This is a genomic window from Thermosynechococcus sp. QKsg1 (genome assembly GCF_031586415.1).
In the GTDB taxonomy this organism is placed as follows: domain Bacteria; phylum Cyanobacteriota; class Cyanobacteriia; order Thermosynechococcales; family Thermosynechococcaceae; genus Thermosynechococcus.
The window spans coordinates 261,439-276,818 of record NZ_CP134200.1 but is presented as its reverse complement, the minus strand read 5'-3'; the positions used below and the strand labels follow the sequence as shown (position 1 = coordinate 276,818).

The 15,380-nt window shown below is 52.6% G+C and carries 16 protein-coding genes; 10 read left to right on the top strand and 6 right to left on the bottom strand.

Annotated elements, in window-relative coordinates; translation table 11 throughout:
* The first annotated feature begins 16 nt into the window (after positions 1–16).
* From RHP47_RS01325 to RHP47_RS01300, 6 genes are all read left to right on the top strand, one after another.
* Positions 17–2,215 (top strand): argonaute PAZ domain-containing protein, encoded by a 2,199-nt coding sequence (locus RHP47_RS01325; RefSeq protein ID WP_310840862.1) that lies wholly within the window; start codon positions 17–19, stop codon positions 2,213–2,215.
* A gap of 409 nt (positions 2,216–2,624) precedes the next feature.
* Entirely contained in the window at positions 2,625–2,933 is a 309-nt protein-coding gene (locus RHP47_RS01320) for a carbon dioxide-concentrating mechanism protein CcmK (protein WP_011056791.1), read from the top strand.
* A 96-nt stretch (positions 2,934–3,029) separates the two neighbouring features.
* On the top strand, positions 3,030–3,371 hold the full coding sequence (locus RHP47_RS01315) for a carbon dioxide-concentrating mechanism protein CcmK (protein WP_011056790.1): 342 nt from the start codon (positions 3,030–3,032) through the stop codon (positions 3,369–3,371).
* Positions 3,371–3,670, top strand: coding sequence for a EutN/CcmL family microcompartment protein (locus RHP47_RS01310; RefSeq protein WP_149817455.1), 300 nt, complete (start codon positions 3,371–3,373; stop codon positions 3,668–3,670). Before RHP47_RS01315 ends, RHP47_RS01310 begins: the two co-directional genes overlap by 1 nt.
* Before the next feature lie 18 nt (positions 3,671–3,688).
* On the top strand, positions 3,689–5,647 hold the full coding sequence (locus tag RHP47_RS01305; RefSeq protein WP_149817453.1) for a ribulose bisphosphate carboxylase small subunit: 1,959 nt from the start codon (positions 3,689–3,691) through the stop codon (positions 5,645–5,647).
* Between the two features lie 21 nt (positions 5,648–5,668).
* Positions 5,669–6,331, top strand: a complete 663-nt coding sequence (locus tag RHP47_RS01300) for a hypothetical protein (RefSeq protein ID WP_310840861.1) — start codon at positions 5,669–5,671, stop codon at positions 6,329–6,331.
* On the opposite strand, the gene rlmD is transcribed toward RHP47_RS01300, so the two are convergent.
* A complete protein-coding gene (gene rlmD, locus RHP47_RS01295) occupies positions 6,314–7,663 on the bottom strand; it encodes a 23S rRNA (uracil(1939)-C(5))-methyltransferase RlmD (RefSeq protein ID WP_310840859.1) in 1,350 nt (449 codons plus the stop codon). The two genes, RHP47_RS01300 and rlmD, sit on opposite strands and share 18 nt — an antisense overlap.
* A gap of 129 nt (positions 7,664–7,792) precedes the next feature.
* Here rlmD and RHP47_RS01290 point away from each other — a divergent pair, with 129 nt between their 5' ends.
* Positions 7,793–8,317, top strand: a complete 525-nt coding sequence (locus RHP47_RS01290) for an alpha/beta hydrolase (protein ID WP_286626263.1) — start codon at positions 7,793–7,795, stop codon at positions 8,315–8,317.
* Between the two features lie 76 nt (positions 8,318–8,393).
* Here the strand turns inward: RHP47_RS01290 and mreD are convergent, their stop codons facing one another.
* From mreD to RHP47_RS01265, 5 genes are all read right to left on the bottom strand, one after another.
* Positions 8,394–8,921 (bottom strand): rod shape-determining protein MreD, encoded by a 528-nt coding sequence (mreD, locus tag RHP47_RS01285; protein WP_286626262.1) that lies wholly within the window; start codon positions 8,919–8,921, stop codon positions 8,394–8,396.
* Complete coding sequence (gene mreC, locus RHP47_RS01280) at positions 8,887–9,651, bottom strand: rod shape-determining protein MreC (protein ID WP_149817442.1); 765 nt, start codon at positions 9,649–9,651, stop codon at positions 8,887–8,889. Before mreC ends, mreD begins: the two co-directional genes overlap by 35 nt.
* 12 nt (positions 9,652–9,663) lie before the next feature.
* Positions 9,664–10,704, bottom strand: a complete 1,041-nt coding sequence (locus RHP47_RS01275) for a rod shape-determining protein (protein ID WP_149817440.1) — start codon at positions 10,702–10,704, stop codon at positions 9,664–9,666.
* A gap of 188 nt (positions 10,705–10,892) precedes the next feature.
* Positions 10,893–11,252 carry a YtxH domain-containing protein gene (locus tag RHP47_RS01270; protein ID WP_190278147.1) on the bottom strand — a complete coding sequence of 120 codons (360 nt, stop codon included), beginning with the start codon at positions 11,250–11,252 and terminating at the stop codon, positions 10,893–10,895.
* Positions 11,249–11,563 carry a hypothetical protein gene (locus RHP47_RS01265; RefSeq protein ID WP_286626259.1) on the bottom strand — a complete coding sequence of 105 codons (315 nt, stop codon included), beginning with the start codon at positions 11,561–11,563 and terminating at the stop codon, positions 11,249–11,251. The genes RHP47_RS01270 and RHP47_RS01265 overlap by 4 nt, the downstream gene beginning before the upstream one ends.
* Positions 11,564–11,800: 237 nt before the next feature.
* Between RHP47_RS01265 and RHP47_RS01260 the strand changes: the two genes are divergently transcribed.
* The 3 genes from RHP47_RS01260 to fabG are packed head-to-tail and all read left to right on the top strand — an operon-like array spanning position 11,801 to position 15,374.
* Complete coding sequence (locus tag RHP47_RS01260; protein WP_310840858.1) at positions 11,801–13,909, top strand: transglycosylase SLT domain-containing protein; 2,109 nt, start codon at positions 11,801–11,803, stop codon at positions 13,907–13,909.
* 41 nt (positions 13,910–13,950) lie between these two features.
* Positions 13,951–14,673, top strand: coding sequence for a D-alanyl-D-alanine carboxypeptidase family protein (locus RHP47_RS01255; protein WP_310840857.1), 723 nt, complete (start codon positions 13,951–13,953; stop codon positions 14,671–14,673).
* Positions 14,670–15,374, top strand: a complete 705-nt coding sequence (fabG, locus tag RHP47_RS01250; protein WP_310840856.1) for a 3-oxoacyl-ACP reductase FabG — start codon at positions 14,670–14,672, stop codon at positions 15,372–15,374. The genes RHP47_RS01255 and fabG overlap by 4 nt, the downstream gene beginning before the upstream one ends.
* Positions 15,375–15,380 lie beyond the last annotated feature (6 nt).

Below are 15,380 nucleotides of genomic sequence, written 5' to 3'. Positions count from 1 at the left end.
ACATTCCCTGTAAATCATGTTCGCCCAATTTCCAGAAGTTGAAGTTATACTCAATCGTTTTTTTGTGAAAAATCTGACTCAACAGGATTTCAAATTTTATGAATACCAATGCCAATTTACTCAAGTGCCAGAACAAGGGAGCGAGCAAAAAGCCCTTTCCAGCGTTTGCTACAAACTAGGCGTAACTGCTGTTCGACTAGGGAGCCTCATTATTACAAGGGAGCGTATTGATACTAGTAGGAGGCAAACTCAGGATTGGCAGTTACAAGAAATAGGATGTAGAGAGCTGAGTTGTCAAAAAGATCACGAAAGGCAAGCACTGGAATCCTTTGAACGCAAAATCCTAGAGTGCAAATTAAAAGAAAAATTTAAGAAAACCAGATTTGAAAAAGATTACGAAGTCGGATTGATTTGGTGGATTTTTGACCAAAAAGGGCTGGAAAAAAGCGGCCATGGCTGGGAAGTACATAGAGGTGGAGCAATCAACGTTAGAATTGAGCCAGATGGAAAATTATACTTGGAAATTGATATTCATCATCGCTTTTATACTCCATTTACACTTGAATGGTGGCTCAATGAATATCCCGATATTCAGATCAAGTACGTCAGGAATACCTACAAAGATAAAAACGGAAATCAACAAGTTTGGATTCTTAAAAATTTTTCGAATGAAAATCCAAATGATGTAGAAATAAAAGAACTCGGAATCAGTTTAGCGGCTTACCACCGTCAAAACGGTGCATCTGAGCAAGATATCAATGAGTCACGCGTTGTAACTGTTGAAAAAACTAGTGACTATAAACCTAAGACAGTATATCATCTATCTCAAAGACTATCACCAGTTCTCACAATGGAAATGTTGGCACAAATTGCTGAACAAGGCAGAGAAAAAAGTGAAATTCAAGGTGTGTTTGACTGCATTAGGAAAAACATTAACCTGCGTTTGTCGGAATCCCAAAAAACAGCCGAACTCATTTTCAAACACATCTATAATCTTAGTCGTCAACCAGAGCTGATCAAAGTTAACGGGTTTGTCATGCCTCGCGCAAAACTATTAGCTTGCGATAATAAAGAAATTGACAAAACAGCTAAAATTAGCTTCTTTGGCTGTGCAAAAATTGGCGAAACGAAATTTGGTTGCCTTAATCTTTTTGATGATAAACCTCAATACCCAGAAAAAGTACGCGAATGCTTACTGCAAATAGCAAAAAGTAGTGACACGCAGATACAAATAGACTCCTATTTTACAAAAAGCGAATATCCGAAAGATGATCTGGATCAACAAACATTCTGGCAGCAATGGGCTAATAAAGGAATTAAAACTGTCTTAGTAGTGATGCCTTGGTCGCCCAATGAAGAAAAACAAAAATTGCGAAATCAAGCATTAAAAGCAGGTATAGCAACTCAGTTTATGGTGCCAGTTAATGTAAATAATTATAAATCTCTCAATGTTTGCCTAGGGCTGCTGTGTAAAGCCAAGTGGCAGCCTGTCTACCTAAAACCATTAGATCATTCTGAAGCTGCTGACTTGGTTATCGGTTTTGACACAGGTACAAATGGAAGACTGTACTATGGTACTTCTGCTTTTGCAGTCTTGGCCAATGGTCAAAGCTTGGGTTGGGAGTTACCAGATGTGCAACGGGGAGAAACTATCTCTGGCCAAGTAATTTGGCAAGTTGTGTCTAGTTTAGTTTTTAAGTTTCAAGTTAAATTTAACCGCTACCCTAAAAAGATATTAATTATGCGCGACGGCCTTATTCAAAAAGGGGAATTTGAGCAAACAATCGAAGAACTAAATAAAAAAGATATTGCTGTCGATATTCTCAGTGTCCGTAAAAGCGGCTCAGGCAGAATGGGACGTGAGATTCGTTCAACTGATAGCAAAGTAACCTATCAGGATGCTGCAGTGGGTACTGTTGTCTTTTTCGAGGAAACGAAATCGTTTATTTTACAAAGTAGCGAGGAGGCAAGCAAGAAAAAATATGGAGGCAGTGCTAGACCGTTGCGCGTTGTGCACACCCATGGCAAGACCCCTTTAGAGCTACTGGCTTTACAGACCTATCATTTGACTCAATTGCATCCTGCTAGCGGATTTTGCTCTTCTCGACTGCCTTGGGTACTGCACTTAGCCGATAGAAGCAGCAAAGAGTTTCAGCGCATCGGTTCGATCAGTGTTTTACAGAATATTGATCGAGAAAAGTTAATTGCTGTTTGATGAAACAATAGATTTTAGTCTAGCAAAATACGGAGCAGCATTGAAATACTCTATGCAGTCTGCCCAAACGCAGGCGGATCCCTCTTAATCGAGTAATCGGTCTATGAGAAGATAACTGGTTTTAGATAAAATTCTATGGATTAACCAATTCGTATTGACGTGTCTTGGGTTGAAAGGGGTGTCAAGGGCTTAGAATTAGATTTGATAATATGAGAAACTAGAAAAGATTATCAATCATTATATTGTCAAAAGAAACCCCTCACCCTATGCTTGTTTTAGAGATAAAAAGACGGTGATTAACGTCACGATAACAATCGGCTATCCCGTCATTATTTTCTGTAGCGATCGCTCTGATTGCAACTCTAGCTTTTGTACTGCTTACCCTTATTCTAATTAGGAGAGCTTACTCATGCCAATTGCTGTGGGAATGATTGAAACGCGCGGATTCCCCGCCGTCGTCGAAGCAGCAGACGCAATGGTAAAAGCCGCTCGGGTCACCCTTGTGGGCTACGAAAAAATTGGGAGTGGTCGGGTCACTGTGATTGTGCGGGGTGATGTCTCCGAAGTACAAGCCTCAGTGGCTGCTGGGGTTGATTCTGCCAAACGTGTCAATGGCGGCGAGGTTCTGTCTACGCACATCATTGCTCGTCCCCACGAAAACCTTGAGTACGTATTGCCCATTCGCTATACCGAGGCAGTGGAGCAATTCCGAAACTAAAGGGTTGGGCAGTTTGGTGGAGTTTTCAGTTGCATCGCTTATCGATCCTCTGGTTCTTTTAGTTCTTTACTTGTTTGACGTTTAGGAGTTATTACAATGGCAATTGCCGTCGGTATGATTGAAACCCTTGGTTTCCCCGCAGTGGTGGAAGCCGCAGACGCAATGGTGAAAGCCGCTCGCGTTACCCTCGTGGGCTACGAGAAAATCGGCAGTGGTCGGGTGACCGTGATTGTCCGTGGTGATGTGTCTGAAGTGCAGGCTTCGGTGGCGGCGGGGGTCGAAAACGTGAAGCGTGTGAATGGGGGTCAAGTGCTCTCCACCCACATCATTGCACGTCCCCACGAAAACCTCGAATACGTCCTACCCATTCGCTACACCGAAGCGGTGGAACAATTCCGCGAAAGCGTTAGCGGTATCCGCCCGATGGGTCGCCCATAGTGAAAATCGCGCGAGTGTGCGGCACCGTTACCAGTACTCAAAAAGAAGACACCTTAACGGGAGTCAAGTTTCTCGTCTTGCAATATTTGGGTGAGGACGGCGAATTTTTACCCGACTACGAAGTGGCTGCGGATACGGTTGGTGCAGGACAGGATGAGTGGGTATTGGTAAGCCGAGGCAGTGCCGCCCGCTGTATTATCAATGGCACCGACAAACCCATTGACGCAGCCGTTGTCGCCATTATTGACACCGTAAGTCGGGATAATTATTTGCTCTACAGCAAACGTACCCAGTATTAGCATTGGAGACTTCTCCCTATGGCGGTTCAAAGCTATGCGGCACCTCCGACGCCGTGGTCTAGGGATTTAGCGGAGCCAGAGATTGCCCCCACGGCTTACGTCCACTCCTTTAGTAACCTCATCGGCGATGTCCGCATCAAAGATTATGTTCACATCGCACCCGGCACGTCCATTCGTGCCGATGAAGGAACGCCCTTCCACATTGGCTCCCGCACCAACATTCAAGATGGCGTTGTCATCCACGGCCTCCAGCAGGGACGGGTGATTGGCGATGATGGCCAAGAGTATTCTGTCTGGATTGGTGATAATGCCTCAATTACCCACATGGCCTTGATCCACGGCCCTGCCTACATTGGCGATGGCTGTTTCATTGGCTTTCGTTCGACGGTCTTTAATGCTCGGATTGGCGCAGGCTGTGTGGTGATGATGCATGTCCTCATTCAGGATGTGGAGATTCCACCGGGAAAATATGTGCCTTCAGGAATGGTGATCACGACGCAGCAGCAAGCCGATCGCCTGCCGAATGTGGAAGAGTCGGATATTCACTTTGCCCAGCACGTGGTTGGCATCAATGAAGCACTGCTATCGGGGTACCAGTGTGCTGAGAATATTGCCTGTATTGCCCCGATTCGGAATGAACTCCAGCGTCAAGAAGACCCACTCATCCTACACGTTGAAACGCTCACCGGGGAAAAGAACACCATGACCGCAGATTATGGGACTCATGTCCGCCAATTGTTGCAGCAGGGATACCAAATCAGCTTGGAATATGCCGATGCGCGGCGGTATCGCACTAGCTCTTGGCAGAGTTGCCCGACGTTGACGGGACGGCAGGAGTCTCAAGTGATGGCGGCGATCGCCCAACTCCTCAAGGAACACGAGGGCGAGTATGTGCGCCTGATCGGCGTCGATCCCAAAGCCAAGCGCCGCGTTTTTGAAGAGATCATTCAACGCCCCGGTCAAGCTCCTGTGACCAGTACCAGTCCCTATCGTCCCAGTGCAACCGTGAGTGCAGCCCCAGTGGGTTCCCTCGATGCTTCCGTTGTGGCTCAGGTGCGGCAGTTGCTCCAGCAGGGCTATCAAATTGGCACAGAGCACGCCGATGCCCGCCGCTATCGCACCAGCTCTTGGACCAGTTGTGCTCCGATTCAAGCAAAGCAGGAACGGGAAGTGCTCGCCGCCCTTGAAGCCTGCCTCCAAGAACATGCAGGGGAATATGTGCGCTTGATTGGTATTGATCAAAAGCAAAAGCGGCGCGTCCTTGAGCAAATTATTCAGCGGCCCGATAGCGCGGTGGCGATCGCCACAAAAGCAGCAACCCCAGCGGCTACTAGCCCTGTCTCCGTCAGTTCGGCCAGCAATGAAACCGTTCTCAGTGCCGATCTCCTGAACCAAATTCAAGACCTGTTGCGCCAAGGCTGCCAAGTCACCACCGAGTATGCCGACCAGCGTCGCTTCCGTACCAGTTCTTGGCAAAGCGGCATCAAAATTACCTCAGCGCAGCAGCTCAATGACCTCAGTGCCTTCCTTGCCGAGCACCAGCGGGACTATGTCCGCCTCGTAGGTGTCAATCCCCAAGCCAAACAGCGGGTACTGGAAACGATTATTCACCGCCCCAATAGTAAAGCCGCCAGCAATGGCAGTAGCACCCGTGGTCAAGGGTTCGCACCGCGCCCAACCGCCTCTAGTCAAGGGAGCACTAGCAGCCACAACCTCAGTCAAGAGGTCGTCGAACAAGTACGGCAACTGCTACAACAGGGCTATACCCTCGGCCTAGAACACGTGGATGCCCGTCGCTACCGCACCAACTCTTGGCAAAGTGGCCCCCGCATTGAGGCCAAAAATCTCAATGAAGCCCTTGCTGCGATTCAGGCTTGCCTCCAAGAATACAGTGGCGAGTACGTGCGGCTGATTGGCATTAATCCTGCCGGTAAGCAGCGGGTGGCCGAAATCCTGCTCCAACAGGCTGCTAAGTAGCCCTCCCTGTGAGGTGCCCCAATGCCCCTGCCGCCTTTAGCCCTGCCCCCTTCACCTGCGGTTCGCATTGTTGGTGATGTGGTGGTGGATCCCCAAGCCGTTTTGGCACCCGGGGTGTTGCTTTGGGCAGAAGCAGGGGCTTCAATTCGCATTGCCGCAGGTGTCTGTATTGGTATGGGCAGCGTCATTCATGCCCACGGCGGCACCATTGAAATTGGCGAAGGGGTCAACATTGGCGCGGGCGTGCTGCTGATTGGGGCAGTGACCGTTGAACCCCATGCCTGTATTGGCGCCAGTACCACCGTGATGCAAACAACGATTCCAGCTGGTGCTGTGGTGGCTGCTGGTTCGCTTCTTGGTGATAGTAGTCGCCGTTGGCAGCCCCCCGCAGAAACGAGTCCCCCCCAAGAGAGTGCCGTTTCCTCTGAGGATCCTTGGCAAGAGCCATCAACAACTGCCGATACTGCAGAGAATGCCCCGCCAGAGCAGCAGGAGTCTACAGCCTCTCCCTCTAGCCATCAGGAAAGTCCAGCCGCCGCGCCACCAGAGACAAGCATTTCGCCAACACCTAAGACCAGCGTAGTCTATGGCCAAGCCTACGTTAGCAAGATGTTTGCCAAAATATTTCGCGTAGAGCCCATCCAACCCACTGGGGAAAATCCTGCCCTAGGAAGTAGTCAGTAAAGCAACCGTTTCTACATGGGCTGTTTGCGGAAACATATCGAGGGGCTGAATTTTGGTTAGTTGATAGGCACCGGTAGCGCAGAGGTGAGCCAAATCCCGTGCCAAGGTGGCAGGGTGACAACTGACATAGAGAATGCGCGGCGGACGGTGGCGGAGAATCGCCTCAAGAAGGGGGCGATCGCACCCTTTGCGCGGTGGATCAAGAATTAGCACATCCACGGCCTGATCGGACTGGGGTAGCCACTCTTCTGCTCTGGCGCAGAGAAAGTGAGCATTGTGAATACCATTGTGCTGGGCGTTGGCGATCGCCTGTTGTACCGAGGCAGGATGCACTTCCACACCAATCACTTCAGCGACAGCGCCGGCAAGGGGTAGGCTCAGTGTCCCGACTCCACAGTAGAGATCCAGCAGTCGTTCGTGACCCGTTGGGGCAATCCACTCTCGCAGGGTGCTAACCAGTTGCTCCGCTTGCGCCGTGTTGACTTGAAAAAAGGTGGTCGAGGCAATCTGAAACCTCACCCCTGCCATCTCTTCCCAAAGGTACGATCGCCCCGCCAATACCTGCGTCTCGTCACCAAAGATGCGATTGCCCACTTGATGATTGAAGTTGACACAGACCCCCACCACCCCTTGAAACTGCTGTAACCAACCTTCTGTCTCTGCCTGCAAGCCAGCGGGTAATGCCCCCGCAAGCACGAGGGTAATGAGCTGCTCCCCGGTACGCTGACCAATGCGCAAGCCCAAGTGGCGCAACCCCGGTTCATGGGTCTGCTCGTTGTATATCGGCCAAGGTTGTAACGCTTGCTTCAGGGCAGCCAAGAGCGGATTGAGGCGCGGATCTTGCACGGGACATTGATTCAGGTTCACTAGGTGATGGGAGCCTTTTTGGTAATAGCCCGCAACCACGGTACCATGGCGGCGACCGAGGGGATAGGTTACTTTATTGCGGTAGCCAAAGGGGTTAGGGGCAGCCATAATGGGCAGAAAGGTTTGCGGCTCTAGATGAGCAATGCGGGCGATCGCGTCCTTCACCAGTTGTTCTTTGGCCGCCAATTGCGCCCCATAGGCCACACACTGCCACTGACAGCCGCCACACTTATCAGCGACAATACAGCTTGGCCGCACCCGCTGTTCTGAGGGCTGCACCACCTCCAAGACCTTGCCGTGGGCATATTGCCGCTTGACATGGGTCAGTCGCACCCGCAGGCGATCGCCCGGAACTGTATCCGCCACAAAGACCACCCGATCCTGCCAGCGTCCTACCCCCTCCCCCGTGTGGCTCAAGGAGTCAATTGTTAGCTCAATGGTGGCACCCTGCTGCCAAACGCTCATCAATTTACGTCTAAGCCTACTAAACGTTAGGGATAAGTTAAGGAGAGCCAGCAAGCTCTATTTTCGCTGCTATACTGCTAGCGGTGCAATCCGACGTTTGTACTGAAGTGATTTTGGAGTCGATCCCCTATGCTGAAGCGTCTTTCGCCTTGGTTACTGGCTCTGGCACTACCCGTGGGTGCCCTTTTCACCACCCCTGCCAAAGCAGCTAACTTTGTCTCCCTCACCTATGGTCCTTTTCAGCGCTCCTTCCCAATGTCGGAGCTAGAGGAATTTGTGTCCACCCAAGAAGCCACGGGAGAATTGCGAGCATTGATGCGGTTCGTTCCCAAAGAAGACCAAGCCAAGCTCCTTGAATTCTTGGGTATGCGGCTGCCCTTCAATGTTGTGCAAACCGATAAAATTTTGGGTAGCCCCATTGGCAAAGATTTACTCAAACAATTTTCTCAGGTCACGATTCGCCGCGATAAAGCCGGTGAAGTGGCTCTCCGTGGTGCCATGCTCACTGCCGCTGCTTCTCCGGAAGGGTTGAGCATGATGTCGTTTTTGAAAAACTATCCTGCTGAAACCATCAACCTTGATTTGCGCAAGCTCAACCAAATGCTCAAGAAACAAGATGGCATTATGAGCATGCTCGGGAAACTGCGCCCATAGTGCTAGACGATTGACGAAGAGTTAAAATTAACGATTCCAGTGCAGGGGCACAGAGGCTCCTGCATTTTTTGGCAATCTACTCCTGCTGTCGCAACCACGTCCACCAGCGATTCAAGGGGGCATAGAGCAAGGGTGCCCAAAGACTACTCATAATGGCTGAACTAAGCGCGACTTGCCGATGGTGCTGCCAAATCTCCTCGAGGGGAAAGCCACTGCCAAGGCTCATTTGGATTGCGATGACCGTTTGTTGCAGGATGGCCATTGCAAAAGTAATCAGGGCAACCGAAATAAAATCCTCAGAAACAAAGCGCTGCTTTTGCATCAGGGCGGTCAACCCCCCCACCAAAGCTAAGCTGACTGCGTGGCTAGGATGAGCACTGACCAAGCCATCTTGAATCCAACCGAGGGCAATACCCGCCAGTATCCCTTGCCCCCACGATCGCTTGACACTCCACACCACCACCCAGATTAAAAACCAGTCTGGCACCAATAGATGCAGGTTGGGTAAGTGAATAAAGCTCAGCAGGGCACAAAGTCCCACAGAGCCAATGGTAATCAGCCCGTTGAGGCTAGTTCGGTGTAAACGTGTCTGTCGGTTCAGCATAGGGAATGACGGTGACCCACTCAAGGCGATCAATCGGTGCGCCCAGAATAACAGTGGCATGGGGGCGGGTGGGATCGCTCAGTTCCACCGATTGCACCTCACCAATGGGAATGCCTGCCGGATAGAGACTACTCAGGGCTGAGGTATAGAGGACATCCCTGGGCTGCACCTTCGGGTCTTTCTCTAAAAACTCGACAATCACCTGCTGGTTGAGTTGTCCCCGCAGAATCCCCATCTGCCGCGTCCGACCCACCACAACCCCCACTCGACTGGCGGGATCCGTGAGCAACATTACCCGACTGGTATTGGGAGTAATGCTGGTAATGCGCCCCACAAGGCCCCCGTTGCCCACCACGACTGAACCAATGGTGAGACCCTGACGACTGCCTTCCCCCAAGAGGAGCGATCGCCACCACTGATCGGAACTGCGACCAATCACCGGAACAATGCGGCCATTCAAATTAGGCAGCATCGGTGCATTCAGCATTTGCCGCAACCGCCGGTTTTCCGCTTGGACGGCGGCCAGTTGCTGCTCCAGTTGCCATGTGCGGGCTTGAATCAGAGCTTGCTGATCCTCCACTGCGCCTTGAAAGGGCAAACTAAGAAGGCGGTACAGCTCGCGAATCGCTGCCCCATTGGTCTCGCGCAAAATCCAAGCACTTGTGAGTACCAAAGCAACAAGGACTAGGCCGCCGGCATATCGTCCCCACCAGCGCAGCAGAAAAGCCATAGCTGCTCATCCTTAACCAATCACTGCTGGTTGTGTGGAAAAGACACGGGCGAGGTCTTTGAAGTTTTCCAGTACCCGACCGGTACCCATGACCACACACCGCAGGGGATCCGCTGCCACGTGAACAACAATGCCCGTTTCATGGCTAATCAGGGTATCGAGACCCCGTAGCAGGGCACCGCCGCCAGCCAGCATAATCCCGCGATCGACAATGTCTGCGGCCAGTTCCGGAGGCGTCCGCTCAAGGGTGCGTTTAATGGCTTCAATAATCGCCGAGAGGGGTTCAGCCATGCTTTCGCGAATCTCTTCTGCTTTGACCACGACTGTGCGTGGTAGGCCAGAGAGTTGGTGCAGCCCCCGCACTTCCATGGATTCGGAGTCATAGCTGTCGTTGGGGTAGGCAGAGCCAATGCGAATCTTGATCTCCTCAGCCGTGCGTTCACCAATGATCAGGTTGTGTACTTTTTTCAAATACTGGACGATCGCCTCGGAAATTTCATCGCCAGCAACGCGGACGGATTCACTCAAAACGGTGCCCTGCAAACTGAGAACCGCCACTTCGGTCGTGCCACCGCCAATGTCCACAATCATGTTGCCCGTCGGTTCTTCCACGGGTAAACCCGCACCAAAGGCGGCGGCGACGGGTTCATCAATCAAATACACTTCCCGTGCCCCAGCACCCCGCGCAGCATCCTCAATGGCACGGCGTTCGACACCGGTCACGCCACTAGGAATCCCAATCACCACACGGGGGGCAAACAAATTCTTACCGCCGTGCACTTGGCGCATAAAGTGCTTGAGCATCAGTTCGGCACGTTCAAAATCAGCAATCACACCATCCCGCAGGGGACGCACGGCCACCACATTGCCCGGTGTCCGCCCCAGCATTCGCTTTGCTTCAACACCAACGGCAAGGGGTTGTTTGGTATTTTGGTCAATAGCAACAACGGAGGGTTCCTCTAAAACCACACCCCGCCCAGACACGTAAACTAGGGTGTTGGCTGTGCCCAAGTCAATGCCGATGTCTCGTGATAGGCGACTAAATACTCCCACGATGGTGTACCCCTTCTTTGAATCCTGTTGGTTGTAACAGTGCTGTTACCAAAAAACGTGATGGCAAGATTGTATTACGTTTTGTTTGGAAAATCTCGGTGGGTTCTCCCTCGGTCGAGATTGTTTGATAAAGGGATAACTCCTCATTATCTTGGCTCATAATTTCTTGGCTCATGACCCACCGCAGGCTATTGATTGACAGCATCCTCTTCATCAGGGTCACTCAAGGCCATGCCATTGGCTTCGCGCCGAAAGGTTTGCCGCTGCTGCTGGGTGACTTCGATACCGACGGCGATCGCTTCCTTGAGCCGTTCTAAGGTGGCTTGCCAGCGTTCTTGGGTGGTTTCTGAGAGGCGATCGCGATGTTGCTCAAAACTCGCAGTAATGTCTTCGAGCAGTTCGGGCAGGGCATCAGCGGATTTGCGCAGGAGTTGTCGGGTTTCCTTGCCAGAGCGGGGAGCCATCAGCAGCCCCACGACTGTCCCGATCGCGCTCCCTAGGAGCAGCCCCCCCCAAAAAGCACCACCGCCACCCTGTTGCTGACTCATCGCTTTCTCCTTTGCAGGCGGACACCATATCGCCCTATCCAGCTTATCAAGGTTAAAAACAGACGGAGATTGCGCTGTTGTCGCCGCCATTTAGGCAATTGCGATCGCAAGCCGGCCACCCCCCGCTGGCCAATGATAATCACCTCAGGGGCACCGCCTAAAACCCCGTGGGTACTCCGCTCCGCATCTAGGAGCGCACGGGACACCCCCCGCAGAATCTGGCGCAGCTTGACCAACTGCCACGCCGACCATAATGCAATCAGCGCAATCAGGCAATTGCAGCTAATCACAATCCAGACCATTCGTGGCATAGGGGGCATTGGTGTTCACAATTATTGGTTCATCTTTTCATAGATTGCCATAGCGGAGGGCGATGTGGGGGTGAGGTCGTTAATGCGATTTCCTGAAGTGCGATCGCCCCTCGGTAGCACCCAGTTGCCACCGCTGAATCCGAGACTGTCACATACTTACTTAAATAAGAACGGGGTTGTACTCCCTAGTTTACTGTGGAGATTGGAGAGCGGGATTGCTGGCTGGAATTCCCAATTATGGTTAAATCACTCCCAAAACGAAAGCATCGGCGAGGCATACGGCCTTGGCTGGTGTCGCTGTTGTTGGCGGCACTGATTGTTGGCGGTGGGCTGTTCAGTTGGTACCACTGGCGATCGCCTTCGCCCCTTTACACGCTGACTGTTGAAGCGCCGCCCCAAAGTCCGCAAGAGTTAAAGCAATGGGCAGAGTCTGCGGATCCCCTCAAGCGCGATCGCGCCCGCTATCTTTTGGCCGTAGAAAGCCTGAGTCAACAGCAACCCCAAGCTGCACTTCAGTGGCTCCAAGATCTTGAGCAGACTTACCGTCCCATGGCCGCACCCATTCTCCTACTGCGGGCGGAGGCCTATCGCCAACAGGGGGACAACCGCAGTGCCAAGGAAACGTGGGAACAGTTGCTGCGGGACTATGGCAACGAACCTGAAGCGGCAGTGGCACTCCTGAGCCTCAATCAACCGCAACCAGCGATCGCCCGCTTTCCACAGCATCCTGCCGTCGTCAACTATGTGGCGCAACAGTTAGAGAAAAATCCCGATCAAGTGCCCTACCTGAAGTTGGTGGCACGCCACGGCCTCTTTCTTAAGGAATACGGCACCTACCTTGAAATTTTGCGGCAGCGCTACGCCGATCAACTGACGCCCGCCGATTGGGAAGCGATCGCCTTTGGCTATTGGGAGAAAATGCAGTATGCTCGGGCAGCAGCAGCCTATGCCAAGGCACCACCAACCCCCTTGAATCTCTATCGGGTGGGCCGGGGACGTCAATTGAGTGAGGACACCTCTGGGGCGATCGCCGCCTATCAAGCCCTGATCAACCGCTTTCCCCAAAGTTCCGAAGCAGCCCTTGCCCAACTGCGCCTTGCCCGTTTAGCCAAAATGCCGGCGGAGCGTCTCCCTTTGCTGGCCAAGTGTCTTCAGTTAGCGAGGCAAAATCAAGCACCCGCGATCGCTGCCGATGCCCTTCTGGCACAGTACCAAGCTTATCAGGAACTAGGCAATACCAAGGGGGCACAACAGAGCCAACAACAACTCTTCAAGACCTATCCCCAAAGCAGCGCCGCAGCGGAACTGCGCTGGCAACTGGCCCAAGGGGCTGCCCAAAAACGGCAGTGGTCTCAGGCACAACAGTGGGTTAGCGAAATTCTCAAATTGAACCCTGAGAGTGAGCTGGCACCGCGAGCCGCCTTTTGGCAAGGAAAATGGCAAGGGGAAGCAGGACAACCCCAAGGGCAACGCCAAACTTGGCAACTGGTCATCGAGCGCTATCCCCACACCTACTATGCTTGGCGAGCCGCCAGTCTGCTCAAGAAACCCGTGGGCACCTTTACAACGCTGCGACAACAGCGACCCTCGGTAGCGAGCGATCGCAAGCCCCTCCTCCCCTTGGCCACAGGGAGTGCCACCCTACGTGAACTGTACCTGCTGCGGCAGTCTCAAGAGGCTTGGCAGCGCTGGCAGTGGGAATTCCACAATCGGGTGACACCGACAGCGGCAGAACAACTCACTGATGGCCTGATTCGCCTTGGCGTCGGAGAATACCTCGATGGCATCTTTATGCTGCAAAACTTGTTTACGCGGGCCGCCAGTGAACCCGAGGTGGCAACGTTCTTTGCGCCTATTCGCCGCGATGTCCGCTTCTGGTATGCCCTTTACCCCCTGCCCTACTGGGAATTAGTGGAAAAGTGGTCTTTGGCACGCAACTTAAATCCTCTATTGGTGATGGCCTTGATTCGCCAAGAATCTCGCTTTGAAAAGGAGATCCGCTCAGTGGTGGGGGCAACGGGGTTGATGCAGTTGATGCCAGAGACGGCTGCTTGGATTGCCGAAAAGTTGAACCTAGAGAGCTATTCCCTTGTGGATCCAGAGGACAATATCCGCTTGGGCACATGGTACGTTGACTACACCCACAATCAGTACAATCAAAACACGCTCTTAGCCTTGGCCAGTTACAATGCCGGGCCGGGAAATGTCAATCAGTGGTTGCAGCGTTTTGATATGACCGATAGCGATCGCTTTGTGGAATCGATTCCCTTTCCTGAGACCTATGGCTATGTCAAGAGTGTCTTGGAGAACTACTGGAACTACTGGCAACTCTATGCCCAGCCCTAGGAAAAATCGTCTATTCTCATAAAAAGGCACGGGACTGCGTCATGGATCAAGATATTCCTGTTGCGGAGCGGCTACAACCAATCACTCAGGGCAAAGTAGAACCTCGGCGAGGGGGGTGGGCGATCGCCAGCACCCTTGTCCTTGTGGGGCTAATGGGCGTGGGAGCTGTGTGGTTCCTCAATCGTGCCACGGAATCACCAACGGCTACGGAAACGGAGCCAACGGTAACGCCAACGGAAAATCTGCTGGGACATCTGCCCTATGAAGAGGCTCCCCTATCAGAGCTTGAACCAGTGAGTGCCGATGGCCAAATTAAGTTACGGCGAGCCGCAGCAGAGCGGTTTCGTGCCATGGTGGCAGCAGCGCAGCAGGAAGGAGTGGTATTGGTGCCCCTATCGGGTTTTCGCTCCAAGCAGGATCAGGATTATCTCTTTTTTGAGGTCAAGGAGCAGCGGGCACAACGGGCAAGTGAGCGGGCATTGGTGAGTGCGCCCCCCGGCTATAGCGAACACCATACGGGCTATGCCATTGACATTGGCGATGGCGCCCGGCCAGACACCCATCTCAGTGAGGCTTTTGAGGACACCCCCGCCTTTCGCTGGCTGGAAAAAAATGCAGCGCGTTTTAGTTTTGAACTGTCCTTTCCCCGTCATAACCCGCAGGGGGTGAGCTATGAGCCTTGGCACTGGCGATTCGTTGGCGATCGCCACAGTTTGCAAACCTTCTATAGAGCACGACAACTGACACCGAGGAACGAACCATGAGGGGATTTGCCCATCGCGCGGTTTTAGTGACAGGGGGCACAGGCGGACTCGGTCAAGGGGTAGTGCCAGTTCTTCTCAGTCAAGGCTATACGCTGACAATTCCCTATATTGATGCAGCGGCTCGTGAAGCCCTAGAGAAACAACTGGCTGCGGCTGAATTGGCCAATGTGCGGTTTGTACCCGCCGACTTGAACAATGAAAGTGAGGTGGCCGCTCTCGTGGAGCGCATGCCGCAATTGGATGCCGTGGTTCACCTCGTGGGGGGCTTTAGTAGGGGGGCAACGGCACAATTTGCCCTCAGCGATTGGCAGCAGAGTTTTCGCCTCAATGTCGAGACCACCTTCTTGGTTTGTAAGCACGCCCTCAAACGTATGCAGGCCCAGCAATATGGGCGCATTGTCACCATTGGCTCACGGGGTGCAGTTGAACCAGCGGCTGAACTGGCTGCCTATTGTGCTGCTAAAGCCGCAGTCATGGCCTTCACGCGGGCGATCGCCGCTGAAACCAAAGGCAAAAATATCACTGCCAATGTGATTCTCCCCAGCATTATCGATACTCCTGCCAATCGGGCAGCGATGGGTGAAGCGCAAGCGGTCAATTGGGTGAGTCCTCGGGCGATCGGTGACCTGATTGCCTATCTCATTTCTGAGGGAGCGGCTGCCATCAGTGGTGCCGTGATTCCTATCTATGGCAATGTCTAGAGCGAG

Coding starts and splice junctions, on each gene's coding strand:
- RHP47_RS01315 (WP_011056790.1), top strand. CDS start 3,030: ATGGCAATTGCCGTCGGTATGATTGAAACCCTTGGTTTCCCCGCAGTG.
- rlmD (WP_310840859.1), bottom strand. CDS start 7,663: ATGAGCGTTTGGCAGCAGGGTGCCACCATTGAGCTAACAATTGACTCC.
- RHP47_RS01260 (WP_310840858.1), top strand. CDS start 11,801: ATGGTTAAATCACTCCCAAAACGAAAGCATCGGCGAGGCATACGGCCT.
- RHP47_RS01265 (WP_286626259.1), bottom strand. CDS start 11,563: ATGCCACGAATGGTCTGGATTGTGATTAGCTGCAATTGCCTGATTGCG.
- RHP47_RS01320 (WP_011056791.1), top strand. CDS start 2,625: ATGCCAATTGCTGTGGGAATGATTGAAACGCGCGGATTCCCCGCCGTC.
- RHP47_RS01255 (WP_310840857.1), top strand. CDS start 13,951: ATGGATCAAGATATTCCTGTTGCGGAGCGGCTACAACCAATCACTCAG.
- RHP47_RS01305 (WP_149817453.1), top strand. CDS start 3,689: ATGGCGGTTCAAAGCTATGCGGCACCTCCGACGCCGTGGTCTAGGGAT.
- RHP47_RS01325 (WP_310840862.1), top strand. CDS start 17: ATGTTCGCCCAATTTCCAGAAGTTGAAGTTATACTCAATCGTTTTTTT.
- RHP47_RS01290 (WP_286626263.1), top strand. CDS start 7,793: ATGCTGAAGCGTCTTTCGCCTTGGTTACTGGCTCTGGCACTACCCGTG.
- fabG (WP_310840856.1), top strand. CDS start 14,670: ATGAGGGGATTTGCCCATCGCGCGGTTTTAGTGACAGGGGGCACAGGC.
- mreC (WP_149817442.1), bottom strand. CDS start 9,651: ATGGCTTTTCTGCTGCGCTGGTGGGGACGATATGCCGGCGGCCTAGTC.
- RHP47_RS01300 (WP_310840861.1), top strand. CDS start 5,669: ATGCCCCTGCCGCCTTTAGCCCTGCCCCCTTCACCTGCGGTTCGCATT.
- RHP47_RS01270 (WP_190278147.1), bottom strand. CDS start 11,252: ATGAGTCAGCAACAGGGTGGCGGTGGTGCTTTTTGGGGGGGGCTGCTC.
- mreD (WP_286626262.1), bottom strand. CDS start 8,921: ATGCTGAACCGACAGACACGTTTACACCGAACTAGCCTCAACGGGCTG.